The following is a 24,145-nucleotide window of genomic DNA, read 5'->3' on the forward strand; positions in this document are numbered from 1 at the left end:
ATCGGAAGCTTCGCCGAGTAGCATGCGCTGGTCGACCCCATCGCCGGCCGGAAACGCGACTCTCGGCGGCCTCGGGGTCGCTGGCGTCGGATTTCTGCTGACTCGGTTCACGGTGACGCTGGCGATCTACGACGAGCCGCGGGCGTTCTATCTCTCGGGGCTGGTGCCGCTGGTCCTCGGACTCTCGCTGACGGCGTTCGGCGTCGCGCTCGTGGTCGGACCGTTCGACCGCGCGTTCGTCCGCACCACCACCGCCTGGTGTCTGGTCGGCGCCGGCGCGATGCTCCTGCTCGTGATGTTGACGGTGCTTGGCTCGAACCCGGACGGCGTCGACGGGATGGCGCCGGTGCTGTCGGAGACGTACCTCTCGAACTTCCTCATCGGCGGGAGCGTCGGCGGGACGCTGACCGGCGTCTACGCCGCCCGGGCCGAGCGCCGGCGGCGCCAGCTCCGATCGCAGGCCAACCGGCTGGTCACCCTCAACCGGATCCTCCGCCACGAGGTCCTCAACGCGGTGACCGTCATCGGCGGGTACGCCGACGCGATCGCCGACCGCGAGCGCCCCGGGGACGAACGCGAGTCGGCCGACGTCATCCGCCGGAGGTCCGACCACATCGTGGACACGATCGAGGACGTCGAGTACCTCACCGAGACGGGCCGATCGGCCGGGAGGGGACTGGAGCCGGTCGGGCTGGCGACGTGCCTGCGGGCGAGCGTCGAGTCGGTCCGGGCGGCGTATCCGGACGCCGAGTACGCGCTGGCTGTCGATCCGGCGGAGGGAGTCGAGGTGTGGGCCAACGAGCGGCTCGACCAACTGTTCGAGAACCTGATCGAGAACGCCGTCGCGTACGACGGCTCCGACCGGCCCCGCGTGGAAATCGACGCGACCGTCGGCGGGCGTCGCGCGACCGTCCGCATCGCGGACGACGGACCGGGACTGCCGGCCCGCCACCGCGAGATCCTCGAAGACGGCGCCATCACCGACCACGACGACCCGTCGAGCGGGTTCGGCCTCAACGCAGTCCGCCTGCTCGCCGAGCGGTTCCACGGCGACGTACACACGACCGTGACCGACGACGGGACGACCATCGAAGTGACGCTGGTCCGGGCGAGCCGGCCGGCGCCGGCGTCCCCGACCGAGAGCGTCTCGTCGTACGGCGTCTCGCCGTCGGAGCTGACGGTCGCGGTCGGCGCGTCGGTGCTCGCGGGGGGTGCGATGGGCGTGTTCAATCAGCTCACCGGCGGGTCGATCCCCGTCATCGGCGCGCTGTACGGCGTCGCGAACCCGCTCGTCGGCTGGATCACCCACGAGTTCCACAGCGTCGTGTTCGGGATGATCTACGCGGCGATGCTGGCTGTCGTCCCCGAACGGTACGGCAGGAGCCGGCGCGGCCGATTGCTCGTCGGGGCGGGCTGGGGCGCGTTCCTCTGGGCGTTCGCGGCCGGCGTCGTCATGCCGACGTGGCTGCGGCTGGTCGGGATCTCGGCGCCGCTGCCGAACTTGGCGTGGCCGTCGCTCGCGAGCCACCTCGTCTGGGGGCTCGGCCTCGGCCTCCTGTACAGTCTGGGAACCGAGTGGTTCGGATCTGATACGCGTCCCTGGCCGCGATAGTCTGATTTCAGCTACGCTAGAAATAAGTGATCGGCGGGCGTGAACGCACTGGATGCGATCCGGAACGACCCGTCGGGGGTTCCTGGGGACGGCGGCGGCCTCGCTGCTCGCGGTCGGCACCGCGAGCGCCCGAGATCGAACGCCGAGAGCCGACCATCGGGCGCGCAGTCGCGCCGGGCGCCGGGGCGTGTCGAGGCGGGGCGGCCCCGACGCCGACGGCTTCGACCCGGCGGTCCACGGCTTCGGCTTCCGGAACTGGTCGACGAGCGATCCCGCGTATCCCGAGCACGATCACGACGCCGTCGACGAAGAGCAGATTCGGCGGGTGCTCGGCCGGCGGTGGCCCGAGTCGGTCCGCGCCGACGCGGGCGTAAACGTCCGGGACCTGCCGGGCGCGCTCCTCGACGCGATCGCCAAACAGCTCTACGTCTCGGTGAACCAGCAGTCCGCGACCGACGGCCACTGCTACGGGATGGTGTTCGCCGCCCAGCAGTACTACGAGCACCCCGACACGCTCCGCGCGGGTCGGTCGGTGGCGAGCGACCTCGCCCATCCCGAAGCGCCCGCCGGCGACGACGGCCGGCCGGCGAGCCGGGAGATCGACCTCTATCAGCTCACCCAGTTTCTGAACGTCCACGCGTGGCTCGGCCGGCGGGCGATGGCCGCGCCGGAGCTGATCGACTACCGGCGCCAGCTCGATCGGGTCACGTCGGTCGTCGACGAGTTCGACACCGCGAGCGTCACGCTGTTCGATCGCGACCACCGTCGCGCCCACCAGGTGCTGGTGTACGACTACCGCCGGGACTCGGACCGAACTCGGCTGTTCGTCTACGATCCGAACTACCCCGCCCGGCGGTACGAACGGGTCGACGAACCGCCCGCGATCGACGTCGCCACCGCCGGGGATCGACCCACCGTCCGGCGGTACGACGGCGAGTACGGCGAGTTCGTGTTCAACCGACGGGACCGTCTCGTCGCCGCCCAGACCGCGCCCGGGCCGGGATCACTGCTGGCGGCGAACCCCGATCGACTTCGGGAGGCGGCGTTCCGACTCGCGCTGTTCGTCGTGGACTCGCCGGGGGTGTCGCTGACCGTGGTCGGACCGAACGATCGGCCGCTCGGACGCGACACCGCGACGTACATGGACCGGGGGCGAAGCGCCTACGCCCGGATGCGGTACCGCTACGGCTTCGCGCCCGGCACGTATCGGATCCGGATCGCGGGCCGGCGCGCGACCGAGTACACGCTGGAAGCGCTGGTAGCAGACGACGCGCCCCGCCTCGACGCGACGACCTCGGCGTCCATCGCCCCGGGCGAGGTCCACCGCTACACCGCGACCGCGCCCGACGACGGAACCGGGTCGCTCGAACGCGTCTCGGCCGGGCGGTCCCCGTGGCTGGCGGCGCTCGGCGGCGCGGGCCTCGGAGCGGGCGTCGCCGGCGGGTACGCGTACCTCCGGTGTCGGGACGGAGCGTCCGACCGGGGCGACTCGGAGTGAGTCGAGGCGAGGACGCCTAAAGGGCCAAGAGTCGAGACGAGAAAGTCGCGCGAACGATGTCGACTGTGTTCTTTAATGTGGTAGCGGGCACGAGCGTGGTTGCTGGGACCGTCGAGAAAATTGAAGGGATCAGACAAGAACGAAGTAGCGGGCGTTCCCACAGACAATGTCGTCATCGGTCAGCGTGCTGGGTTGAACATAGTGACGATCGCATCTTGGAACGCACCACGAAAGACGGATGCTTGAAGCTGACAGTGATAGCATCACCATGTGACGACGTGAGATTAGTCGTACTTGGACGAGTATATTACCATAGATTACCAGCTCTGGCCCGGGATAAATTCACAGATTCAGCAAAATAGTCGAATGAATAGCATGTAGAGTAATCGGAATAATTAGGCTGTTATCGGTATTCCCCTATATAAACAAGAAAGTGTTCGGTATTATATTGCGGCTACCGAGTCTAGCTATCGAATGTGTAGACGGTCGCGTCGTTTACGTCATCACCGTAGGCAACAACTGAATTGGCGCTGGTATCACAATCTAAGACCTCTCCAACACTTTCAACACCGCTCGACTCATCTTCATTCGAGCACCGGATACCTTGGGTATTGGGTCCTAGTGAGTTGAGAGTGACTGCGTTATCATTCGCAGCCTCCGAAACTCCTGCAGATGCATTTTGTTGAACTTGTTCGCCGAGCCCGAGTACGAAGGTGCCGATGACGGCGGCCAGAATCACCGTGATGGCGACCATCAGGATGACCCCGATCACCGGGCTCACCGCCTCGTCGTCCGTGAGTAGTGTTTTGAAGTTCATGAGTTGTGTTTCTCGTTCGGCACGGTATCATCTCTGAGAAGTGGCCGCACATTTTATGCCGAACGACCGAGTACTTTGGTCCGTCGGCGGGGAGAGCCTGTCAAAGCCGCCCCACGTCCGACACTTCTCTGTGGTGATACGTGCTTAGTTCAGATTTTGGCACCAAGGGTATATAAAAACTTCTCTATATGAAACAGAGTTTATGTCATTTCTTCATCTGATGTGAAAATAGAGCGAAGACTTGTCCGTGATAAAAGAGTTTAAGCTAGGTTCGAGAAACAGACGTATGATGAGCGAGTGCACCGCGACAGATCCCGGCGAGGAGACTCTGGAGGTCGCGCTCCGCGCGCTCGCGGCCCGGCTCGGGAAGACGCCGACTGTCGTGGACATGCACGAGCGGGGGGACTTCCACCCGGAGACCTACGTCGAACGGTTCGAAAGTTGGGAGGCCGCGCTCGAAGCCGCCGACCTCGATCCCGGCGAGATCGGGTCGAAGCAGTACACCGATTACGAACTCCTCGGCGAACTCCAGCGACTCGCGGAGGAGCTCGGTCGATCGCCGACGCGGTACGATCTCGACGAGCACGGAGAGTACTCGTACAAGACCTACCAGAACCGCTTCGGGTCGTGGAACGACGCGAAAACCGAAGCGATGCTCGAAACCGAGAAGATCCCGGAGGAGCGACTGCTTCACGAACTCCGCCGGCTGGCGAAGGACGTCGACGGCATCCCGCGCGTGACCGACATGGCAGAAGACGGGGCGTACGGTCACGTGACCTATTATCGCCGATTCGGGTCGTGGATGGAGGCGCTCGAAAAAGCCGATCTCCTCGAATAGAACGCCGGTCGCTCCCCCTCCACTTCGTCGGGGGCCGTCTCAGGATCGAGAGAGGTGTTATACCTGTTCCAGCGGGACGCAGAGCCGTCAGTCGCAAAATGCGTAGTTGGTCCACCGCTCGGGCAACATCCAAAGACACGACGGCGCGGACCCGATTTGGACACCCATCGAACTATCTCGGGTCCTGCGGGGATCGAACGAGGGCGGCTACTCGACCAACAATGAAACGACCGGGGGAGAAGTCCGCCCTCCCCGATTTGAACGGGGGACAAGTCGATCTACAGTCGACTGCTCTACCAGTCTGAGCTAAGGGCGGGCGTGTTTCACCGTAGGTCGTCTGTCGGACTTAAGGGTTATTATTCGACGACGGCGTGCCGTCGGCTACCGACCGGACGCCGCCTCGCGAACCGGGGTCGATCGGCGCACGGGACGGCGACCGAGACGAGAGAGCCGACCGTGAAGCGCTCGGAGTCGCGTTTACAGACACTTTCGAGTGTTAACGCGGGATCGAATCGGGACGGCAGTGTCAGACGCTCGGTAAGATTGAAGTGGTGGGGGCGACGACATCGTGACGAACAGTTACATGAGCAAGATAACGTTCCGCGCGGACGAGGACCTGATCGAGCGCATCGAGGCCCTCGACGAGTCGAAGAGCGAGGTCATGCGCGAGGCGCTCCGGGCGTATCTCGACGCCGAGAGCGAGGCGTCCGGCGGGGCCGAGGAGAGTCTCGACGGCCTCCTCGCCGAGCGCGTCGACGAGCTCGTCGCCACGCGCCTCGACGCTCGAGAGCCTGAGGCCCGCTCGTCCGTGAGACCGCAGGGCGGTCGGGACGTGAACGTCAACGTCACGCTCGAATCCGACGGCGCGGTCCGGGAGCGAGCGGCCGACGAGTCGGCCCGGGACGGGGACACCACGGACGACCGCGACCGACAGAGCGAGCGGGACTGCGAGTGTGGCCAGTGCGGGGAGTCGCTGTCGGACGATCACGTCTACTGTCCGAACTGCGGGGAGAAGGCCTCGCGACGCGCCTTCTGCGAGTGCGGCGACGAGGTTCGGTCGGACTGGGCGTTCTGTCCGGGCTGTGGCCGGCGCACGCCCGCGGCCGACGTCCTCGACAGAACGTAAGACGCCGTTTTACTACTCGCCGTTAATTATTTAAGTTCTGACTATGTGGGTTAGCCCACGTAAGACGGTTGTCTTACACGGCGCCCGAGAGTCGGCGTACGGCCGCGCTCCGGGCGGATGCGGCGTAAGACAGGCTGTGTGAGCATCCGCATGCCGTCTTACCTCAAGGGGAATACAAAATATGGAGCGTGTGACACTTCGCATTCCGAAACAGCAGATCGAGGAGGTCGAACAGATGGTCGAGACCGGGGAGTTCCCGAACCGTAGCGAGGCGATTCGGGCCGCGGTCCGCGACATGCTCAACGAACACGACGAAGGCACGACAGAGCAGACGACGAACAAGCGGTCGTGGGCCAAGGTGTAAGCATGCAGGACATCGTGCAAGACGCCTTGGAGAACGCCGAACAGGAGAACCGCGAGCTGGACGCCGACACCAACGGCGACGAGTTTGGCGACCCCCGAATCGTGATCGTGGGCTGTGGCGGCGCGGGCAACAACACGGTCAACCGACTGTACAACATCGGAGTCGACGGCGCGGACACCGTCGCGATCAACACCGACAAGCAACACCTCAAGATGATCGAGGCCGACACGAAGATCCTGGTCGGCAAGTCCCTCACCAACGGCCTCGGCGCGGGCGGGGACCCCTCGATGGGCGAGCGAGCCACCGAGATGGCCCAGGGCACGATCAAGGAGGTACTCGGCGACGCCGACCTCGTGTTCGTGACCGCGGGCATGGGCGGCGGCACCGGGACCGGTGCGGCCCCGGTCGTCTCGAAGATCGCCAAAGAGCAGGGCGCCATCGTCGTCGGGATGGTCTCGACCCCGTTCAACGTCGAGCGCGCACGGACGGTGAAGGCCGAGGAAGGGCTCGAAAAGCTCCGCAACGAGGCCGACTCCATCATCGTGCTCGACAACAACCGGCTGCTCGACTACGTCCCGAACCTGCCGATCGGGAAGGCCTTCTCGGTGATGGACCAGATCATCGCCGAGACGGTCAAGGGGATCTCGGAGACGATCACCCAGCCGAGCCTCATCAACCTCGACTACGCCGACATGACCTCGATCATGAATCAGGGCGGAGTCGCGGTGATGCTGGTCGGCGAGACCCAGGACAAGAACAAGACCGAGGAGGTCGTCCGGGACGCGATGAACCACCCGCTGCTCGACGTCGACTACCGCGGCGCCTCGGGCGGGCTCGTCCACATCACGGGCGGTCCGGACCTCACGCTCAAGGAGGCCGAGTCGATCGCCTCGAACATCACCGAGCGACTCGAAGCCAGCGCCAACGTCATCTGGGGCGCGCGCATTCAGGACAACTACAAGGGGAAGGTCCGGGTCATGGCCATCATGACCGGCGTCCAGAGCGCCCAGGTCCTCGGCCCGAGCACCCAACAGCAGGCCGACAAGTCCCGCGAGCAGATGCGCGACGTCGACGCCCAGTCGTTCGACGCCAGCCAGAACCTCGAAACGGGCGCCACCGGCGGCTCGTCCCGTGAAGAGAGCCTCGGCGGAACCGACCGGTCGACGAAGACCACCGGCGACTCGGGCGGGTGGGGTGCCAAGAGCGACGGCGGGCAAAACGAGGTAGAGCAGAACAACGGGCTCGACGTCATTCGCTGAGTCGGTCCCGCACCGCTTTTCTCTCCGACGGGTCTCTCACCGACGGACGAGCGGCCGTCTCAGGCCGCGTGGAGCGCGTCGAGCAGCGAACACTTCCGACACCGATCCCGGGTCGTGGCGGCCCCGCACTGCTCGCACTTCCCGAGATCGGCGCTCCCGCCCTCGCGGGCGCCGAACTCCTCGGCGGCCAGCGCCGCCAGCTCCTCGTAGCCGGCCATGATCGAGTGGCGGGTTCCCGGGTGGTTCTCCTCGAGGTCGTGGAGAAGGCTCTGGATCTCCCCGCGGTAGGCCTCGCTCGCGTGGGGGCACTCCGTGATGTGGGCCGGCAGATCCGCGAGGTGGGCGTACAGCGCGACCTCCTTCTCGGGCACGTCCCGGAGGGGTTTGGCCCGCGGGACGAAGTGGTCGCCCGCCTCGCGGGTCGGGTCCTCGCCCGCCCCGCGCTCGTCGAACCCGCCGAGGCTCGCGTCGAAGTGCTTGGCGATCTGGGCGAGGTCGCCTTCGAGGAAGTTCATCAGCGCGGTCTGGGCCTCGTCGTCGAGATTGTGGCCCGTCAGGAGCTTGTCGGCGCCCAACTCCTCGGCGTACCGCGAGAGCACGTCCCGACGGAACACTCCGCAGTACGCGCAGGCGGCCATGTTCTCGGGGTCGTCCTCGACCACGTCGTCCATTCGGACCCCAAACTCCTCCTCGTAGCTCACGAGTTCGTGGCGGACTCCGAGCTCCGCGGTCAGCTCCTCGCAGGCCGCCACGCTCTCGTCGCGGTACCCCTCGATGCCCTCGTGGACGGTGAGTGCGACCAGTTCGATCCGGGGGTCGCGCTCGAACGTCCGGTGGAGGATGTCGGTGAGGACGACGCTGTCTTTCCCCCCCGAGAGCCCGACGACCCACGTTTCGGGCTCCTCGGGCGTAGCGTCGTCGGGCACGAGGTTGTCCTCGCGGACCCGGCGGCGGACGCGCTTGTCGACCGACGAGAGAAAGTGATCCTCACAGAGGTGCAGCCCCGAGTAGGCGGCGTTCATCACCGCCTCGCGGCCGCATTTGTCGCAGTCCATCGCCCGACACTTTCGGTCCCGAGCGTTTGACGGTTTCGCCTCCAGGCGCGTAAACCGGATCCGGCGATAGCAAATCGTAATTCGGCCGGGTCGGTGTGTCGAGCGGGCGTCGACAGCGGCCGGGGTGTCGCTGTGGGCCACCGGGGCGCTCGATCAGCAGTGTCGCGTGTATCGGCATCGGCGACGACTGCGACGAGAAGCGTGATCTGGATCGTGACCGACGACGGCGAGTGACCGGAGTCGAGAACCCAGACCGCGACTACCGCGACCAGACGCCCTCGCGGGCGTCCATCCACGTAACGACGAGCGTGTGGGGAAGGGTCAGGACCGCCAGCAACACGAGGTAGAGCCCGAGCAGCGACGGGAGGCTCGCGTCCGGGGGCGCGACCGCCCCGAGCCCGACGAGGACGACGACCGCGCCGACCGAGTTCGGGAGCGCGTCGCGCCCGAACCCGGCGAGGGCGGCGCCGATCCGGCCGTCGGCGAGCGCCGTCCCGGCGTCGGCGACGACCACCAGTCGGGCGACGTGTCGGATCGAGTGCCAGAGACAGAAGTAGAGTCCGACCGCGACCACCGGCGGAACGACGAGGAAGAACGCCCACAGGAAGCCGGTCTCGACCGCGTCGATCCGCCACCCCCGCCGCGATTGGGAGGCGTCCTCGCCCGTCCGAGCACGAGCGTAGCCGAGCGCGATCGAACCGATCGAGAGAGCCCCGAGCGCGCCGCCCGCGATCAGTCTCGCCTCCGGGCGGAAGGCGGCCCCGAGCGCGTCGGCGGCCGACGGGTCGAACAGCGCCACGGTGGCGCGGGTGATTTCGCGGTACACGCCCGGAAACGCCACCAGCGGGACCACCATCGGAAGCCCGCCTCGAACGGCGATCGCGAGCGCCCGCTGGGTCCGGGTCCGGAGGTGGTCGCCGCCGACCGCGAGCAGGAAGTAACAGTCGCCCTGCCCCCAGTGGTACCACGTCAGCAGGATGAACCCCGCGAACGCGGCCGCGGGCGCGACCAGCCAGCCCGCGAGAGTGGCGCCGCCGGCGAGGAGGTAGGCCGCGCCGACCGCGACGAGCGGCCGCTCCCCGCCGAGTCGCGCGACCGCGAGGTGGTCGGCCGCGCCGTGGGGGAGCCCGAAGGCGACGAAACTGACCGCGAACGGGAGATACCGCGCGATCGGGGGGACGTCGACGCCGAGCGCGAACGGGACCGCCGCGAACCCAAGCGCCGCGACGGCGGGAACGACCGCGAGTCTCACGAGCGCGCGCCGAACCGGCGTGGGGTAGCTCACCGCCACCGCCTGCTCACCCGCATTGTGCCCGGCACCAGTCCCTCGACGGCGTGGCCCGCCCCGCGGTCGGCCGCCCGCGCGAGCGTCCAGTCGAACAACACCAGCCCCTGAACGACGAGGAGGTTCGTCAGGACGAAGAAGACCGCCTCCTCGATCGGAAGTCCGAGGACCGCCAGACCCGTACTGTGGTCGGCCGAGATCGTCCAAAGGCCGCGGCCGATGGCGAACCTGTCGGCGGCCCAGAGATACGCCGAGGGGACCGCGACCGCGACCGCGACGAGCCGGCGGGCCGACCAGAGCACGGGGCCCCCGACCGCCCAGAGGAACGCGGCGACCGGGGCCGCCCAGACGAGCGTCATCCCGAGGTAGTACGTCCCATCGGACGCGACCGCGAGCGCGGCGCCGACGACCGCCAGCGCGGCCCAGACCGCGGCGCCGACCGTCCGGGCGTCGGGGCTCGCCGGCAACGCGGGATCGATCCGCGGGGCCAGAGCGTAGTACCACAGGCCGGTGAGTCCGGTCTGGCCGGCGAAGAACAGCCACTCACCGAGGGGCACCCGAGCGAACCGGGCCGCGACGACGCCGTCGCCGTACCGCCAGACGCCCCGTCCGATGAGGTAGCTGTCCCACGGCGCCGTGTAGGAGACCGCGATACAGACCAGAGCGCCGATTCCGGCGGCCGCTCGCGACGGCCGTTCGCGCCGGGCGAACACGACCGCTCCGAGCGCGAGCGCGGGCGGCCCGAGGGCGGCGATCAGGAAGTCGAGATACGTGACTGGGCTCGTCATGGTGAATCGGCCGCCGTGAGCCGGCACACGGGACCGGATTGGGAGGCCCCCGTCAAAGTCGGTTCGGAAGCCGCGGACGACTCGCGTCCGGGCGCCCGATTCGGGGCGTCGGCCCCCGGTCGCGGGGATGGAACTGAGTTGCTCCGGGACGTAGACCCCCGAATGCGGCGCGTCTCTCGTCAAACCGTCCTCCGCGAGTGGCTCCGGATGGAGCGGACCGACGCCGAAACCGACCGCGACCCCGTCGAGGGCCTCTCCGAGCGGGCGGTGCTCGACGAACTCCTCGACCACAAGCCCGGGGCGGCCGCCTTCGTCTGGCGCGACGCCCCCGTCGAGTGGTACGAACTGACTCTCGACCGCGAGACGTTCTCGCGCCTCCGCGTGATCGACGGCGTCGACGGCCTCCGGTGGCGGGCGCTCGCGCCCGACGACACGGTCCTCGGGGCGGCCCGACGGGTCGCTCGCGAGGACCCGGCGGCGCTGACCGCTCGGACCGGCGTCGACGTCGAGCGCATCCGGCGGTTTCGCGCGGACCCGCCGGGCGGTCCGCTGGTCCTCGCCACCCGCCGGGGGTGCGTGCCCGTCACGGTCGCCGACGGGAACCACCGTGCGGTCGCGCTCGCGCTCGACCTCCTCGCGGGCGAGCCGGTGACGTTCCCCCGGGCGTATCTGGGACGGGGCGCGAACCCGGTGGTCGGGCCGCTCCGCCAGCGCGTCTGTGGGTTCGTGCGGGGCGTCCTCGGACGCGTGTTCGGCAGGTCCGGGTCCGATCTGCCGGAGTGACGCCGGTCGCTCGCGCGGTCCGAGAACGGTATCTTTTCGTCCGTGCCCCGAAAACGTGACCGAAGATGTATATCGTGATCGTCGGCGCAGGGAACATCGGGACGCCGCTCATCGAGATCGCCACCGCCGGTGGGAACGAGGTCGTCGTCATCGAACGCGACGAGGAAAAGGCCGAACGCGCGGCCTCGGTGTACGACTGTCTCGTCCTCCACGATGACGCGACGACGAAAGAGACACTCCTCGACGCGGGCATCGACCGTGCGGACGCGCTCATCTCCACGACCGATCAAGACGCGACCAACATCATGGTCAGCCTCCTCGCGAAGGAACTCGACGTTCCGAACATCGTCTCGGTCGTCCACAACCCCGAGCACATGGACCTGTTCGCCCGGATCGGGGTGAACACGATGCAGAACCCCCAGCGGCTGATCGCGGAGTACCTCTACCGTGCGGTCAAACGCCCCTCGATCGTCGACTACATGCGAATCGGCGACGAGGCCGAGGTGTTCGAGATCCGCGTGGGCGAAGACGCCGCGATCGTCGGAGAGACGATCCAACAGGCGGCGTCCAAGGGCCTGCTGGAAGAGGAAATGCTCGTCGTCGCGATCGAGCGCAACGGAGACGAACACCCCATCACGCCCCGCGGGAACACCGAGATCCACGCCGGGGATCTCGTGACGGTGTACTCGGGCGAGGGCGCGACGCCCGAAGTGACCGACGTGTTCGGCCATTTCGAAGACCACAGCGTCGATCCCGACGAACACTGAGATGTCGGCGGATCGCTTCGCCGGCCGACTCTCCTCGGACCTCGCGATCATCGCTCGCGACGTCGGCTCGCTGATCGCGATGGAGGCCGGACTGATGGCCATCACCGTCGGCGTCGCCGTCCTCTTCGCCGAGTGGTACGCGGCGGCGTCGTTTCTCGGGGCGGCCGTCGTTACCGCCGCGGTCGGACTCGGAGCGCGTCGGGCGTTCGCGGACGCGCCCGACCCCCGGATGAAACACGGGATGGTGATCGCGGCCGCGGGGTGGCTGTTCGTGGCCTGTTTCGGCGCGCTCCCGTTCGTCCTGACGGCCCATCTCACGCCGATCGAGGTCATGCAGACGTACGTCGCCTCCGCACCCCGACCCGACGCCTACGAGGCGGTGAGGATCCTCGGCGCCGAGTCCCGGTCGAGTCTGGTCTACTTCCGTGACCCGTTGCACGCGTTCTTCGAGAGCATGAGCGGCTGGACCGGCTCGGGGCTGACGATGGCGGTCCACGAGCCGACGCTCCCGCGGACGATTCAGTGGTGGCGGTCGTTCATGCAGTGGGTCGGTGGCGTCGGCGTCATCGTGCTCACGACCGCCATCCTCGCGCGACCGGGGAGCGGGAGCTACGCCCTCTACCGAAGCGAGGCGCGCGAAGAACGGATCCACCCGAGCATCATCTCGACGGTCCGGACGGTCTGGAAGATATTCGTGGTCTACACCGGCCTCTCGGTCCTCGCGATGTTCGTCGCCATCTCCCTGTCGGACTACGGCTCCCAGCTACCGACGTGGGAGGCGTTCTGGCAGGCGCTCAACCACGCCATGACCGGGTTGGCAACCGGCGGATTCTCGGTCACGGACAACTCGATCGCGACCTACGATTCGCCCCTCATCGAGACCGTCTTGTTGCCGATCATGTCGCTGGGAGCGATCGCCTTTCCGATCCACTACGGCATCCTCGCGAACGAGGAGATAGAGCTGTTCTGGGAGGACTTACAGACACGGTGGCTGTTCGTCCTCTTCGGTGCCGGCGTGGTCGTCCTCTCGATCCAGAACGCCGGGGTGGTCACCGAGGCGTTCGACGCGACCGACTACGCCGGACTGCAGACGGTCGGCCTCTCGGCGGCACAGACCACCGCGGTCCGGGACTCGGTGTTCCAGTGGATCAGCGCGCTCTCGTGTACCGGCTTCCAGTCGTCGGACATCGGGGCGTGGGGCGCGGGCGGCAAGCTCATCGTCTCGACCGCGATGGTCGTGGGCGGGGCGGCCGGATCGACGGTCGGCGGCATCAAGATCGTCCGGACGTACACCATCGGCCGGGGCATCGTCTGGCAGTTCTCGCGGGTGTTCCTCCCCGCGAGCGCCGTCGTCACGACGACGATCGACGGCCGAACGCTCGACCGCGAGGAGATGGAGCGGGAGTTCAGCGAGGCCGCGATCGTCAGCCTCCTCTGGATAAGCCTCCTCGTCGCGAGCGCGCTGGTCCTGATCAACGTCGTCGGCCCCGACTTCGGGCTGGCCGACGCGCTGTTCGAGGTGGCCAGCGCGCAGGGGAACGTCGGGCTCTCGTCGGGGATCACGGGGCCGGAGATGCCGCCGCTCGCCGAGGGGATGTTCGTCCTGAACATGTGGATCGGCCGACTCGAGATCATCCCGATACTGGTGTTCGGCCGGTCGCTCCTCTACGGCCTCGATCCGCGCTGAGGTGGCCGAGCCGGAATCCGACCCAGACTCCGCGTTTTCGGGGGTTTCGAACCCGGACGCGTCCGATCCGTCCGTCGGAACGACAGCGGGACGTTTTTCCTCCTCGCCGCGAGAGAGTCGCCCAATGTACGGTGATCGGTGATGTCAGTTCGAGTCGATTGGCGACAGAGCGTCGCTTTCACTGGCACGGTGATCAAGTACCTCGCCGTCGCCATGCTCGTCCCGCTGGGGATAAGCCTCCTCTACCAGGAAGACGTACTCACCTTCCTCGCCTCGATCAGCCTCACGGTCGCCAGCGGCGTCGCACTCGAGCGGCTCAGCGACGACCCGGATCTCGGACCCCGCGAGGCGCTCTTGCTCGTGGCCCTCTCGTGGGGCGCGGTCGCGGTCATCGGGGCCATCCCGTACGTCATCGCGGGGTACGGCACCGAATCGGCGCTCGGCCACCCGATCAACGCCTTGTTCGAGTCGATGTCCGGGTTCACGACGACCGGAGCGACCGTGACGGCCGAGATCTCCTTCGAGCGCCACTCCCACGCGCTTTTGATGTGGCGCCAGCTCAGCCAGTGGCTCGGCGGCATGGGGATCATCGTGTTGATGGTCGCCATCCTCCCGGAGGTCGCGGTCAACGGCGCCCAGCTGATCGCCTCGGAGGCGCCCGGCCCGGAGCTACAGAAGCTGACGCCGAAGATCGCCGAGACCGCGCGACTGCTCTGGCTGTTCTACCTCGGGTTCACCGTGCTGTACGTCGCGATACTGCTCGGACTCCACTACGCGGGGCTGGCGCCGAACATGGACGCGTACAACGCGGTCGCCCACGGGTTCACGACGCTACCGACCGGCGGGTTCTCCCCGCAGGCCGAAAGCATCGCGGCGTTCTCGCCGGCGGTCCAGTGGGTCGTCATCCCCTTCATGCTGATCGCGGGGATGAACTTCGCGCTGTTTTACTTTCTGTTGCAGGACGACTACGGCGAGTTCCTCCACGACCGCGAGCTACAGGCCTATCTGGGCGCGAACGCCGGCGTGGCGGTCCTGCTCTGGGGACTGCTCTTCACCGGCTCGGCGCCGCCGCTGGAGCTCGGCGGCCTCACCGAAGGCGTCGTCGAGAACTCCCTTCGGCAAGCGACGTTTCAGGTCGCCTCGCTCCTGAACTCGACGGGGTACGCGACCAGTGACTTCGCACAGTGGGGGACGACCGCGCAGGGCCTGCTGTTGTTCGCGATGTTCATCGGCGGCTCGGCCGGATCGACCGGCGGCGGCGTCAAAGTCGTCCGATGGCTCGTCGTCCTCAAGGCGATCCGGCGCCAGCTGTTCACGACGGCCCATCCGAGTTCGGTCAGACCCGTCCGTCTCGGCGGCCACGTCATCGACGAGGACGCCATCACCGCCATTTACGGGTTCACCCTGCTGTATCTGTTGACCTTCGGGGTCGCGACGGTGCTGTTGCTGTTCGACGCGAGTCGGGTCGGCCTCGAACTGTCCGTCCTCGAGGCGGTCAGCGCGAGTCTGGCGACGATCGGCAACATCGGCCCCGGGTTCGGGTTTCTGGGACCGTTCGGGAGCTACCTCGACTTCCCGGCGACGAGCAAACTGCTGATGGTGTTTCTGATGTGGATCGGCCGGCTCGAGATCATCCCCGTCTTCGTGATGTTCACCGGCGCGTTCTGGAAGAAGTGAGGACGCGCCGGGCCGGCGGTCTCGGGAGCCCGACCGCCGGCGGTTTTATCCGCCGGCTGAAACAACCGTGTACGTATGGCTGACGAGCGTGCCGACGTCGAACCCGCGGGCCGGAACGTCGCCGGCGAGGCCCCCGCAACGGAGCCGAAGGCGGTCACCGACGATACGACCGTCCACGACGACGTCGAACTCGAACGGACGATCGGGCTCGTCGGCGGGTTGGCGATCGGGATCGGCACGATGATCGGCGCGGGGATCTTCGTGTTCCCCGGGCTGGCGGCCGCGAACGCCGGGCTCGCGGCCACGCTCTCGTTCGCCATCGGCGGCGTGATCGCGTTGCTGGTGGCGCTCCCGACCTCGGAGCTCGCCACCGCGATGCCCCGAAGCGGCGGGGGCTACTACTTCATATCGCGGGGGATGGGGACGGCGTACGGCGCGATCGTCGGCCTCGGGCTGTGGCTGGGGCTGATGTTCGCCTCCGCGTTCTACCTCGTCGGACTGGGCCACTACGCGAGCGCGGTGTTCGCCGAACTGGGCGTCGCGCTCCCGGTCAGCCCGGTCATCGGGATCGGGCTGCTGTTCGGGGCGGGCCTGACCGCGCTGAGCATCGGCGGAACCGAGAACACGGCCAGCCTCCAGAACGCCGTGGTGGGAATCTTGCTCGTCGTGCTGACGGCCTTTCTCTCGTACGGCGTGCTCGACGCGGTGGGCGTCTTCGGCGGCGAGAGCGTCCCGGAGACGTTTTTCGCGAGGGGGTACTTCCCGGTGCTGACGACCGCGGCGCTGGTGTTTACGTCGTATCTGGGGTTCGCGCAGGTCGCGACCGTCGCGGGCGAGATCAAACGGCCGGGACGAAACCTCCCGCTGGCGATGGTCGGGTCCGTCGTCGTCGTCACGGTCTTCTACGTCGTGACGATCTTCGTCGCGACCAGCGCGTTCGGCGCGGAGCGACTGGGCCAGTTCGGCGAGACCGCGATGGTCGAGGTCGCCCGGGAGTTCCTCGGGGTCCCCGGCGCGATCGCGATCCTCGGCGCCGGGCTGTTGGCGACGTTTTCGAGCGCGAACGCGTCGATCCTCAGCGCCTCGCGGGCGGTGTACGCGCTGAGCCGCGACGCCTTACTTCCCCGAAAGGCGAGCGAGGTCAACCTCCGGTACGGCACGCCACACGTCGCGTTGCTCTCCGCCGGCGGACCGATACTGGTCCTCGTCGCGACCGGGCAGGTCGAACTGCTCGCGGAGGTCGCCTCGTTTCTCCACCTGATCATGTACGGCCTGATGTGCGTCGCTCTGATCGTGTTGCGTCGGCGAGATCCGCCGTGGTACGCCCCGAGCTACCGCGTTCCGGGCTACCCGGTGGTCCCGGCCGCCGGCGCGCTCGCGAGCTTCGGACTGATCGCGTTCATGCAACCCGCGTCGATCGGCGTCGGTATCGTGGTCATGGCCGGGTCCTACCTCTGGTACCGATACTACGCCGGCGACGTCGACCTCAAAGGAGACATCTGACAATGACAGACAGACCGTCGGTACTCGTCCCGATCCGCGTGCTCGAAGGAGAATCGGTTCCGGAGGGCGTTCCCGAACTGCTCGCGGACGCCCACGTCGTCCTGCTTGGCTATCACGTCATCCCCGAACAGACCGCGACGGGGCAGGCCCAGATGCAGTTCGAAGAGCGTGCGAACGAGCGCCTCGACGACTACGCGTCGATGTTCGAGGAGGTCGGTGCGACCGTCGAGCGCCGACTCGTGTTCACCCACGACGGGCAGAAGACGATCGACCGGACGATCGCCGAGCACGACTGCATGGCCGTCCTCGTCCCGAACGCGACCCGATCGGTCGAGGACGTGCTGGTCGCCGTCCGCGGGACCGTCGGGATCGATCGGCTCGCCCGGGTCGTCGCGGGCGTGTTCGCCGAGACCGACGTCTCGGTGACGCTGTATCACGTCGCCGAGACCGACGAGTCTGACGGCGACGTCGAGACGCTACTCGAGGGCCTCGACGAACGACTCGAAGAACTCGGGGTGGAGCCGTCGGCGATCGAGACCCGCGTCGAGCGCGACCGAGACGCGCTCGACGCGATCGTCGAGGCGGCCGACGAGTTCGACGCCGTCGTCATGGGCGAGACCGACCCGTCCCTGACGACGTTCGTGTTCGGGATGCCGGCCGATCAGGTCGCAGACCGGTTTCTCGGTCCCGTGCTCGTCGTTCAGCGCGAGCCCGCGTCGAGCGCGACCGAGGAGTGATCCGCCGAGGCGGCCCGGACGGCCCGAAAGCGTCGGTCGACATGCCCCGGCGTGCTCGCCCGCGGGCGGCACACGACTCTTCGAGACGCCGGTCGTCTCACTCCTCGGACGGCGCCGGTCGATCGTCGGACTGCTCGGAGAGCTGGAGTTCCTCGACGAGACGAGCGGTGACGATCTGCTCGACGATCGCGAGCAGGTCCGGGCCGTCGAGGTCGGCGTCGGCGAAGATCCCGAGCGGGATCTCGCCGCCCGCCATCTCCCGGTGACCGCCGGCGCTCCCGACGTCCGCGAACGCGGCGTGGAGCGCGTTGCCGATGTGGACGCGCGAGTCCGTCGACCGGGCGCTGAGCTGAATCGACTCGTCGATGATACCGAAGACGACGGCCGTCTCGACGCCCTCCAGCGACGCGAGATAGTCGGCGGCCTGTGGTAACGCGTCGCGTTCGGACGTCCGACCGACGTGGGAGATGAGCACCGCGCCCCTGATCTCCCGGTTCTCGATGGCGGTCGCGATCGCGTCCACGGTCGCGCCGCTGACCGACGGCGAGGAGAGTTGCTTGAGGAGGTCCCGATCCGCGTGGCCGTGGAGATACTTGGCCGCCTCGTACTCCTCGGCGGTCACCCCGCGGAGGAACCCGAGCGTCTCCCGGCGGATCGCGAACATGAGCGCCGTCGCGAGCGTGAGATCGAGATCGAGTTCGAGCGCCCGGACGTACTCGGTGAGTATCGTGGCGGTCGCGCCGATGGCCTCGCGGTGGTCGACGAATCGGGCCTCGATTCCCTCCGCGGGGTGGTGGTCGATCACGATATCGATCGGGGTGGCCTCGGGCACGCGGTTGTTCGCGCCGGGGACCGCGTGGTCGACGAACGCGAGCAGCGACTCGTCGGGGCGGTCCCGAACTGCGTCGGCGTCGAACGGTCGGAGATCGATGTCGAGGAGATTGACGAACGCCCGGTTCTGCTGGTGGGAGATCTCGCCGCTGTACAGGATGTGGTGGTCCTCGATGCCGGCGGCGGCCGCGATCCGCCCCAGCGCGAGCGCGCTCGCGAGGCAGTCCGGATCCGGGTTGTTGTGACAGACGATCGTGAGCTCTTCGCCCTCGGCGAGCAGTTCCCGAAGCGACGCTGCGTTACTCATCACTGTGACGTTCGGGCCCCGGACGAATAGGGATACAGGCGTCCGTAGGTCGGGGCCAAACGCAGTCGGCGGGGTCGGAACTCCCCGTGAGAGACCCCATGAATCCCAACGAGAACGTCGCGACCGCTCAGTCACGTCCCAGTCCGAGCGTAACGGCTACCGCGACGATAGCCGCGATTACTCCGATCGCCAGCGGCACCGGCTGACGCAGGAACGAACCCCACTCCCAGCCGAAGAGAACGGAGCCACCGATGGCGATCACGGCGACGACGAGTCCGACGAGCGTACCGATGCTTGAGGTATCGCGCGCTGGCAACATACGAAATGATTACTATCCTACAGTATAAACCGTCCTCGCACGACTCCAAGAGCTGGAACTGTGGGTACGCCCTGATCAGACCGGGTGGAGAAGTGTGCATGGAACGAGTGAATGAAGACGTACGCGAGATCAGCGGACTGCTGGCCGACGACATCACCCAGCGAATCCTCGTCGAAACGACTGAGCAACCAATGTCCGCGAACGAACTGAGCGACGCCTGTGACGTGTCACCTCAAACCGTGTATCGGCGACTAGAGAGACTACAGGAGTACGAGCTGGTCACCGAAGCCGTCGCGCTGGACGACGACGGCCACCACCACAAGGTATACACCGCGACGCTCGATCAGGTCACGATCAAGCTGACCGCGGACGGGTTCGAGTTCGATCTCTCTCTCCGTCAGCGCATGGCCGCGCGCTTTAGACAGTTCGTTACCGAGGTGCGTGATCGATGAGTCCGTTTCAGCCCAGCCCCGCGATACAATCACAGATCGCGTTCGTACTCACGGCTATCTCGACGGTTCTGGGACTCGCAGTCGGCTATCTCGCGCTACGTGGCTACTGGCAGAGCCGACACCGCCCGATGTTTTTCGTCGCCGTCGGTTTCTTCCTCGTCTTCTGGACGCCGGTGTTCCTCGTCCTCGGGCCGTATCTCGTCCCGCTCGTCGGGCCGTTCGTGTACGGGATGCTGGGAGAGATCAGTCGGATCGTCGGCCTTCTCTCCATTCTGTACGGGTTACGGATGCCGTACGTCCAACGCACGTCGTAGCCGTCCACTCGGGAACGCGGGTTACGCAGTCTTCGACGTCGTGGCCCTCTCTGTCCGCGAGTTGGGAGCATCTGTGCCGTCACAACGGACGCAGAGTCGCTCGGCCGAACGCCGAGAGCGTGATTCTGTATATCTGAATCTGGTTTATCGAGAGTGGCGAACCGACGCGTCACCGTTTTGGCCCGTAAGCGCGTAGGGTCCGCTAATGGACAGAGACGACGCTATCGAGCGCGTCGAGGAGATTCTGCGGACGGTCGAGACCGAGACGATGCCGGTCCCGGTTCGAGAGCTGTGGGTGTACGGCGACGTCGCGCTGGGGCTGGACCCGGTCGAGCGCCTCGACGTGTACGTCACCAAAGACATCCTGCTCGACGGCGACGCCGACCGCGAGTCGGAGTTCCGGCGCTCGCACGGAGTCGAAGGCGTCGGCAAGACCGTCCGGGCCGAGTGGGCCGACGACCACTCCGAGCACATCCGCGCCAACGACAGCGGCCACGCGGCGCCCGAGAAGTGTCTGGCCGCCCACCTGCTACCCGACGACGAGCCGGTCCACCTCGAAGTCTGCAATTCCAGCTTCGAGGACAACGTGACCCAGCGGCTCAGGGGAGCGATCGCCCGGGAAGCCTACGAGCAGATCCTCGATCCGCGGGGCGTCTGTCTGTGGGTCGACGGCGAACGCAGCGACGAGGCCCTCGGGAAGCTCCGCGAGAGCGAACTCGCGTTCCCGACCCTGCCCGACGCGCTGGAGATGCTCGGGATGGACACCGACCGAACCGACACGGCCGCCGAGGCCGTCGAGTCCTACCGGAAACGCCAAGAGGGCGCGACGGTCCGAGGCGACGTGGTGTAGCGAGGGACCGTCGCGACGTCTCCGAACGCTCACGTCCGTCAGACCGATCCGACGGTCACGTAGAAGGGGACGACCTCGGCGCGGCGGTACTCGCCCGCCCGCATCTGTTCGATGACGGTCCGTCCCATCTCGCGCCAGTCGGTCCGGAGGTCGTCGTACTCGCCGGCCGAGAGGTCCCCGTCGAGTAGGGTCGCCCGGTCGTCGGCCAGCCCCGCGCCCGAGGCCTTCCGGCGGGCCGACCGGAGGTCGCGCTCGGCGTACGGGGGTTCGGTCGTGCGCGCGTGGACGTACCGCCGGGTGCGGACGTCCGAGAGCCCGACCTCGCGGAACGCCTCGCGGGTCCCCTCGCCTCCGAGCGTCACGTCGGTCTCGACGCCCGACAGGTACGCCCGGCGGGCGCGCGCCGAGAGGTCGCTCTCTCGCTCGACGGTCGATTCGACCGACACCGCGGAGTTGTCGGGCTCGATCGCGGCCACGAGGTCCGAGGAGACTCGCCGGAACTCCCGGACCGCGTGGGCCGGCTCGGGGAGGTTGATGAGTAGCGCCTGACACACCGCCAGATCGACCGCGTCCTCGCACAACGGGAGTCGGAGGGCGTCGCCGGCGACGACCGGGACTCCGGGCTGGTCGGTGTCGTCCCGGCCGGCGGCGACCGCCAGCAGGTCGCGGTCGGCGTCACAGCCGACCACCTCGCCGGGCGACTCCTCGGCGAGCACGCGGGCGAGTTCGCCGGTGCCACAGCCGACGTCGAGAATCCGCTCGCGGGACCCGAGTTCGAGGTCCGAAAGCGCCTCCCGGTCGTCCCACATGCCCCGGCGGGTGTCCCGAAGGTAGTCGGCGGAGAACTCTCGCACGGTTCTGGGCCCGCTACGGCCCGGTCCCGGAAAAGTCGGGCGGTTCGAGCCGGCGATAAACCGTATCTCGGTCGATGAAATCCAGCGACGCCCACGAGCGCTCGGGACTCGAACGCGGGGTCTCGGTCGGGCGCCGGCCCGGAACTTCGCCGCGACGCCAACCTTGATGGCGACCGGCGGACCTACTCGGAGACAGTGTCGTCTCCTCGTGCGGACTTCGTCTCCGGCGTTCGAGTCTCGCTGCCGATCCTGCTGGGCATCGCCCCGTTCGGGATGGTCGCCGGCGTCGCGGCCGTCGGCGCCGGCGTGCCGACCGTCGAGGCGCTCGCGATGTCGGTCGTCATCTTCGCGGGGGCGTCCCAGCTCGCGGCCGCCGAGCTCATCGGACGGAACGCGCCCGCGGTCGTGGTCGTGGTCACCGTCCTCGTCATCAACGTCCGGATGGTGATGTACAGCGCCTCGATCGCGCCCTACTTCCGGGACCAGCCCGGGCGCTGGAAGGCGCTGGTGGCGTACCTGCTCACAGATCAGGCGTACGCGGTCTCGCTGCTGGAGTTCGAGAGCGACGGCGAGACCGCCCGGCGGTGGTACTATCTGGGCGTGGCGGCGTCGCTGTGGGTGACTTGGCAGGTCGCGACCGTCGCGGGCATCGCGCTCGGCGCGAGCGTTCCCGACGGCTGGCGCCTCGAGTTCGCGGTGCCGCTGGTCTTTCTCGCGGTGCTCGTCCCCGCGGTCACCGACCGAGCGACCGGGGCCGCCGCGCTCGTCGGCGGGTCGGTCGCGGTGACAGCCAACGGGCTCCCGTTCAACCTCGGGCTGATCGTCGCGGCGGTGGTGGGAATCGGGGCCGGCCTGCTGGTCGAGGAGGTGGCGTAGATGGCGACCGACTACGGCGCCGTGACTCTCTGGGTGATCATCGTCGCCGGCGGGGTCGGGACGTTCGCCTACCGGTTCTCGTTCATCGCGCTGTTCGGGCGCCTCGACGACGTGCCCGAGGGGGTCGAGCGGGCGCTCCGGTTCGTCCCCGCGGCGGTGCTGGCGGCGTTAGTCGCGCCGGACCTCTTTCTCGCCGAGGGGTCGGCGGGCGTCTCGGTCGCGAACCCGCGGGTGGCGGCCGGCGCGCTCGCGGCCGCGGTCGCGTGGCGCACGGAGGACATCGCGGCGACGCTCGGGTCCGGGATGGTCGCGCTGTGGGCGCTGTCGGCGCTGTAGTCTCAGAGCCGATCGCGGAGCGTGGCGCCAACCGCGACGGCGACGGCGACGAGCGCGAGACCGAGCGCGATCGGACTGTCGACGCCGTCGCCGAACCGCCAGCCGAACGCGACGTAGCCGACGAGCGCGAGGACGAACATGGCCACCCCGATCGCTCGGGTCGCCGTGGAAGTCGAGCGCATGATCGGGCGTTCACCGCGTACGTGTAAAACAGTTAGGACGAACGGTAGCGAGTCGACGCGTCGGGTCGGCGCTCACTCGGCGGGGCTGGCCGCGCGCAGTTCTTTGACTCGCTCGATGTTCCACGCGAAGCCCCGGCCGTCCTCGTGGGGCGTTTCGAGCACCAGCGGCACGTCCTCGATCGCTGGGTGGTTGACGAACGCGTCCATGCCCGCCTCGCCGATGAGCCCCTCGCCGATGTGGGCGTGCTCGTCTTTGTTGGTGCCACACTCGTGTTTGGAGTCGTTGAGGTGAACACACTGCAGGTGGTCGAGCCCGACCACGTCGTCGAACGCCGCCAGCGTCTCCTCGACCGCCTCGGGGGTCGAGAGGTCGTAGCCGGCCGCGAACGCGTGGGCGGTGTCGAGACAGACGTCGAGGTCCTGGTCGGTGCGATCGAGCACCGCCGCGAGGTGCTCGAAGTCGCCCCCGAGTTTGGTGCCCGAACCGGCGTCGCTCTCGACGAGGACGGTCACGCCCTCCGGAACGTCGAGTTCGTCGAGCGCGCTGGCGGCGTTGTCGAGGCCGGCGTCGACCCCCGCGCCGGTGTGGGCGCCGAGGTGGACGTTCACGAACGGGATGTCGAGTGTGGCGGCGGCGTCGACCTCCTTTTGCATGCTGTCGATCGACTTCGACCGGAGGTCGTCTTTCGGGGTACAGAGGTTCACGAGGTACGACGAGTGGATGACCCACGGTCCGACGTCGTGGTCGGCCGAGAGCTCGCGGAACCGCTCGGCCTCCTCGTCGCCGATGTTGGGGTCCTGCCAGACCTGCGGGGAGTGGGTGAAGATCTGGCCGCAGTTGCCGCCGTCCTCGATCTGGGCGTCGACGGCGTTGTAGACGCCGCCCGCGATGGATTCGTGCGCGCCGACTTTCATGTGCGTTCGGAGGGAAGGCGTCCCTTTAGTGGCTTCGGAACCGGTGAGGCCGGCGCTCGGGGACGGGGCGGCGCGGCCTCAGAAGGAATTTTTAAGTCGGGGCGACGGGAGGA

The 24,145-nt window shown here is 67.7% G+C and carries 26 protein-coding genes and 1 tRNA gene; 17 read left to right on the plus strand and 10 right to left on the minus strand.

The window, feature by feature from the left end; translation table 11 throughout:
* The first annotated feature begins 22 nt into the window (after positions 1-22).
* Both EPY72_RS05010 and EPY72_RS05015 read left to right on the plus strand, forming a co-directional pair.
* Complete coding sequence (locus tag EPY72_RS05010) at positions 23-1,612, plus strand: ATP-binding protein (RefSeq protein ID WP_135805757.1); 1,590 nt, start codon at positions 23-25, stop codon at positions 1,610-1,612.
* A gap of 52 nt (positions 1,613-1,664) precedes the next feature.
* A complete protein-coding gene (locus EPY72_RS05015; protein ID WP_135805758.1) occupies positions 1,665-3,110 on the plus strand; it encodes a hypothetical protein in 1,446 nt (481 codons plus the stop codon).
* A 463-nt stretch (positions 3,111-3,573) separates the two neighbouring features.
* Here the strand turns inward: EPY72_RS05015 and EPY72_RS20125 are convergent, their stop codons facing one another.
* Positions 3,574-3,927, minus strand: coding sequence for a type IV pilin domain-containing protein (locus EPY72_RS20125; protein WP_135805759.1), 354 nt, complete (start codon positions 3,925-3,927; stop codon positions 3,574-3,576).
* Between the two features lie 289 nt (positions 3,928-4,216).
* Here EPY72_RS20125 and EPY72_RS05025 point away from each other — a divergent pair, with 289 nt between their 5' ends.
* Complete coding sequence (locus EPY72_RS05025) at positions 4,217-4,765, plus strand: homing endonuclease associated repeat-containing protein (RefSeq protein WP_135805760.1); 549 nt, start codon at positions 4,217-4,219, stop codon at positions 4,763-4,765.
* Between the two features lie 242 nt (positions 4,766-5,007).
* On the opposite strand, the gene EPY72_RS05030 is transcribed toward EPY72_RS05025, so the two are convergent.
* Positions 5,008-5,081 (minus strand) — tRNA-Tyr (locus tag EPY72_RS05030).
* Positions 5,082-5,348: 267 nt separating this feature from the next.
* On the opposite strand from EPY72_RS05030, the gene EPY72_RS05035 reads away from it, so the two are divergent.
* From EPY72_RS05035 to ftsZ, 3 genes are all read left to right on the plus strand, one after another.
* Complete coding sequence (locus EPY72_RS05035) at positions 5,349-5,891, plus strand: double zinc ribbon domain-containing protein (protein ID WP_135805761.1); 543 nt, start codon at positions 5,349-5,351, stop codon at positions 5,889-5,891.
* Between the two features lie 181 nt (positions 5,892-6,072).
* Entirely contained in the window at positions 6,073-6,255 is a 183-nt protein-coding gene (locus EPY72_RS05040) for a ribbon-helix-helix domain-containing protein (RefSeq protein ID WP_134669448.1), read from the plus strand.
* Between the two features lie 2 nt (positions 6,256-6,257).
* A complete protein-coding gene (gene ftsZ, locus EPY72_RS05045; RefSeq protein WP_134669450.1) occupies positions 6,258-7,514 on the plus strand; it encodes a cell division protein FtsZ in 1,257 nt (418 codons plus the stop codon).
* Between the two features lie 59 nt (positions 7,515-7,573).
* On the opposite strand, the gene ncsA is transcribed toward ftsZ, so the two are convergent.
* From ncsA to EPY72_RS05060, 3 genes are all read right to left on the minus strand, one after another.
* Complete coding sequence (gene ncsA, locus EPY72_RS05050) at positions 7,574-8,569, minus strand: tRNA 2-thiolation protein NcsA (protein WP_135805762.1); 996 nt, start codon at positions 8,567-8,569, stop codon at positions 7,574-7,576.
* A gap of 259 nt (positions 8,570-8,828) precedes the next feature.
* Entirely contained in the window at positions 8,829-9,854 is a 1,026-nt protein-coding gene (locus EPY72_RS05055) for a Brp/Blh family beta-carotene 15,15'-dioxygenase (RefSeq protein WP_210423493.1), read from the minus strand.
* Complete coding sequence (locus EPY72_RS05060; protein ID WP_134669456.1) at positions 9,851-10,642, minus strand: lycopene cyclase domain-containing protein; 792 nt, start codon at positions 10,640-10,642, stop codon at positions 9,851-9,853. Before EPY72_RS05060 ends, EPY72_RS05055 begins: the two co-directional genes overlap by 4 nt.
* A 162-nt stretch (positions 10,643-10,804) precedes the next feature.
* Between EPY72_RS05060 and EPY72_RS05065 the strand changes: the two genes are divergently transcribed.
* From EPY72_RS05065 to EPY72_RS05090, 6 genes are all read left to right on the plus strand, one after another.
* Positions 10,805-11,425 (plus strand): hypothetical protein, encoded by a 621-nt coding sequence (locus EPY72_RS05065; RefSeq protein ID WP_135805763.1) that lies wholly within the window; start codon positions 10,805-10,807, stop codon positions 11,423-11,425.
* 65 nt (positions 11,426-11,490) lie between these two features.
* Entirely contained in the window at positions 11,491-12,192 is a 702-nt protein-coding gene (locus tag EPY72_RS05070; protein WP_134669460.1) for a potassium channel family protein, read from the plus strand.
* Position 12,193: 1 nt separating this feature from the next.
* On the plus strand, positions 12,194-13,879 hold the full coding sequence (locus EPY72_RS05075) for a TrkH family potassium uptake protein (RefSeq protein ID WP_135805764.1): 1,686 nt from the start codon (positions 12,194-12,196) through the stop codon (positions 13,877-13,879).
* Between the two features lie 141 nt (positions 13,880-14,020).
* Complete coding sequence (locus EPY72_RS05080; RefSeq protein ID WP_134669463.1) at positions 14,021-15,556, plus strand: TrkH family potassium uptake protein; 1,536 nt, start codon at positions 14,021-14,023, stop codon at positions 15,554-15,556.
* A 75-nt stretch (positions 15,557-15,631) separates the two neighbouring features.
* Positions 15,632-17,059, plus strand: coding sequence for an APC family permease (locus EPY72_RS05085; protein WP_135805765.1), 1,428 nt, complete (start codon positions 15,632-15,634; stop codon positions 17,057-17,059).
* 2 nt (positions 17,060-17,061) lie between these two features.
* Positions 17,062-17,796: a universal stress protein gene (locus tag EPY72_RS05090; RefSeq protein WP_134669465.1), complete on the plus strand. Its 735-nt coding sequence runs from the start codon at positions 17,062-17,064 to the stop codon at positions 17,794-17,796.
* A 97-nt stretch (positions 17,797-17,893) separates the two neighbouring features.
* Here the strand turns inward: EPY72_RS05090 and EPY72_RS05095 are convergent, their stop codons facing one another.
* On the minus strand, positions 17,894-18,934 hold the full coding sequence (locus EPY72_RS05095; protein WP_135805766.1) for a DHH family phosphoesterase: 1,041 nt from the start codon (positions 18,932-18,934) through the stop codon (positions 17,894-17,896).
* A 127-nt stretch (positions 18,935-19,061) separates the two neighbouring features.
* Positions 19,062-19,253: a multidrug transporter gene (locus EPY72_RS05100; protein WP_134669469.1), complete on the minus strand. Its 192-nt coding sequence runs from the start codon at positions 19,251-19,253 to the stop codon at positions 19,062-19,064.
* A gap of 98 nt (positions 19,254-19,351) precedes the next feature.
* On the opposite strand from EPY72_RS05100, the gene EPY72_RS05105 reads away from it, so the two are divergent.
* The 3 genes from EPY72_RS05105 (at position 19,352) to EPY72_RS05115 (ending at position 20,869) form a co-directional block, all read left to right on the plus strand.
* Entirely contained in the window at positions 19,352-19,705 is a 354-nt protein-coding gene (locus tag EPY72_RS05105; protein ID WP_244605527.1) for an ArsR/SmtB family transcription factor, read from the plus strand.
* Positions 19,702-20,019, plus strand: coding sequence for a DUF7521 family protein (locus EPY72_RS05110; RefSeq protein WP_134669473.1), 318 nt, complete (start codon positions 19,702-19,704; stop codon positions 20,017-20,019). The genes EPY72_RS05105 and EPY72_RS05110 overlap by 4 nt, the downstream gene beginning before the upstream one ends.
* A 205-nt stretch (positions 20,020-20,224) precedes the next feature.
* Entirely contained in the window at positions 20,225-20,869 is a 645-nt protein-coding gene (locus tag EPY72_RS05115; RefSeq protein WP_135805768.1) for a DUF7095 family protein, read from the plus strand.
* 38 nt (positions 20,870-20,907) lie between these two features.
* On the opposite strand, the gene EPY72_RS05120 is transcribed toward EPY72_RS05115, so the two are convergent.
* Positions 20,908-21,723, minus strand: a complete 816-nt coding sequence (locus tag EPY72_RS05120; RefSeq protein WP_134669477.1) for a class I SAM-dependent methyltransferase — start codon at positions 21,721-21,723, stop codon at positions 20,908-20,910.
* A 195-nt stretch (positions 21,724-21,918) separates the two neighbouring features.
* On the opposite strand from EPY72_RS05120, the gene EPY72_RS05125 reads away from it, so the two are divergent.
* Positions 21,919-22,599 carry an AzlC family ABC transporter permease gene (locus EPY72_RS05125; RefSeq protein ID WP_244605528.1) on the plus strand — a complete coding sequence of 227 codons (681 nt, stop codon included), beginning with the start codon at positions 21,919-21,921 and terminating at the stop codon, positions 22,597-22,599.
* The gene (locus EPY72_RS05130; RefSeq protein ID WP_134669479.1) at positions 22,600-22,935 is read left to right on the plus strand and encodes an AzlD domain-containing protein; all 336 of its coding nucleotides are present in this window, start codon (positions 22,600-22,602) and stop codon (positions 22,933-22,935) included.
* A 2-nt stretch (positions 22,936-22,937) separates the two neighbouring features.
* On the opposite strand, the gene EPY72_RS05135 is transcribed toward EPY72_RS05130, so the two are convergent.
* Together EPY72_RS05135 and EPY72_RS05140 are read right to left on the minus strand one after the other, a co-directional pair.
* Positions 22,938-23,117: a hypothetical protein gene (locus EPY72_RS05135; RefSeq protein ID WP_134669481.1), complete on the minus strand. Its 180-nt coding sequence runs from the start codon at positions 23,115-23,117 to the stop codon at positions 22,938-22,940.
* Positions 23,118-23,189: 72 nt separating this feature from the next.
* The gene (locus tag EPY72_RS05140) at positions 23,190-24,032 is read right to left on the minus strand and encodes a deoxyribonuclease IV (protein WP_135805769.1); all 843 of its coding nucleotides are present in this window, start codon (positions 24,030-24,032) and stop codon (positions 23,190-23,192) included.
* Positions 24,033-24,145: the final 113 nt, after the last annotated feature.

Source organism: Halorussus marinus, assembly GCF_004765795.1.
In the GTDB taxonomy this organism is placed as follows: domain Archaea; phylum Halobacteriota; class Halobacteria; order Halobacteriales; family Haladaptataceae; genus Halorussus; species Halorussus marinus.

What these genes read in the sequence shown, in the direction of transcription:
- EPY72_RS05010 (WP_135805757.1), top strand. Translation starts at nt 23, where the DNA reads ATGCGCTGGTCGACCCCATCGCCGGCCGGAAACGCGACTCTCGGCGGC.
- EPY72_RS05015 (WP_135805758.1), top strand. Translation starts at nt 1,665, where the DNA reads ATGCGATCCGGAACGACCCGTCGGGGGTTCCTGGGGACGGCGGCGGCC.
- EPY72_RS20125 (WP_135805759.1), bottom strand. Translation starts at nt 3,927, where the DNA reads ATGAACTTCAAAACACTACTCACGGACGACGAGGCGGTGAGCCCGGTG.
- EPY72_RS05025 (WP_135805760.1), top strand. Translation starts at nt 4,217, where the DNA reads ATGAGCGAGTGCACCGCGACAGATCCCGGCGAGGAGACTCTGGAGGTC.
- EPY72_RS05035 (WP_135805761.1), top strand. Translation starts at nt 5,349, where the DNA reads ATGAGCAAGATAACGTTCCGCGCGGACGAGGACCTGATCGAGCGCATC.
- EPY72_RS05040 (WP_134669448.1), top strand. Translation starts at nt 6,073, where the DNA reads ATGGAGCGTGTGACACTTCGCATTCCGAAACAGCAGATCGAGGAGGTC.
- ftsZ (WP_134669450.1), top strand. Translation starts at nt 6,258, where the DNA reads ATGCAGGACATCGTGCAAGACGCCTTGGAGAACGCCGAACAGGAGAAC.
- ncsA (WP_135805762.1), bottom strand. Translation starts at nt 8,569, where the DNA reads ATGGACTGCGACAAATGCGGCCGCGAGGCGGTGATGAACGCCGCCTAC.
- EPY72_RS05060 (WP_134669456.1), bottom strand. Translation starts at nt 10,642, where the DNA reads ATGACGAGCCCAGTCACGTATCTCGACTTCCTGATCGCCGCCCTCGGG.
- EPY72_RS05065 (WP_135805763.1), top strand. Translation starts at nt 10,805, where the DNA reads ATGCGGCGCGTCTCTCGTCAAACCGTCCTCCGCGAGTGGCTCCGGATG.
- EPY72_RS05070 (WP_134669460.1), top strand. Translation starts at nt 11,491, where the DNA reads ATGTATATCGTGATCGTCGGCGCAGGGAACATCGGGACGCCGCTCATC.
- EPY72_RS05075 (WP_135805764.1), top strand. Translation starts at nt 12,194, where the DNA reads ATGTCGGCGGATCGCTTCGCCGGCCGACTCTCCTCGGACCTCGCGATC.
- EPY72_RS05080 (WP_134669463.1), top strand. Translation starts at nt 14,021, where the DNA reads ATGTCAGTTCGAGTCGATTGGCGACAGAGCGTCGCTTTCACTGGCACG.
- EPY72_RS05085 (WP_135805765.1), top strand. Translation starts at nt 15,632, where the DNA reads ATGGCTGACGAGCGTGCCGACGTCGAACCCGCGGGCCGGAACGTCGCC.
- EPY72_RS05090 (WP_134669465.1), top strand. Translation starts at nt 17,062, where the DNA reads ATGACAGACAGACCGTCGGTACTCGTCCCGATCCGCGTGCTCGAAGGA.
- EPY72_RS05095 (WP_135805766.1), bottom strand. Translation starts at nt 18,934, where the DNA reads ATGAGTAACGCAGCGTCGCTTCGGGAACTGCTCGCCGAGGGCGAAGAG.
- EPY72_RS05100 (WP_134669469.1), bottom strand. Translation starts at nt 19,253, where the DNA reads ATGTTGCCAGCGCGCGATACCTCAAGCATCGGTACGCTCGTCGGACTC.
- EPY72_RS05105 (WP_244605527.1), top strand. Translation starts at nt 19,352, where the DNA reads ATGGAACGAGTGAATGAAGACGTACGCGAGATCAGCGGACTGCTGGCC.
- EPY72_RS05110 (WP_134669473.1), top strand. Translation starts at nt 19,702, where the DNA reads ATGAGTCCGTTTCAGCCCAGCCCCGCGATACAATCACAGATCGCGTTC.
- EPY72_RS05115 (WP_135805768.1), top strand. Translation starts at nt 20,225, where the DNA reads ATGGACAGAGACGACGCTATCGAGCGCGTCGAGGAGATTCTGCGGACG.
- EPY72_RS05130 (WP_134669479.1), top strand. Translation starts at nt 22,600, where the DNA reads ATGGCGACCGACTACGGCGCCGTGACTCTCTGGGTGATCATCGTCGCC.
- EPY72_RS05135 (WP_134669481.1), bottom strand. Translation starts at nt 23,117, where the DNA reads ATGCGCTCGACTTCCACGGCGACCCGAGCGATCGGGGTGGCCATGTTC.
- EPY72_RS05140 (WP_135805769.1), bottom strand. Translation starts at nt 24,032, where the DNA reads ATGAAAGTCGGCGCGCACGAATCCATCGCGGGCGGCGTCTACAACGCC.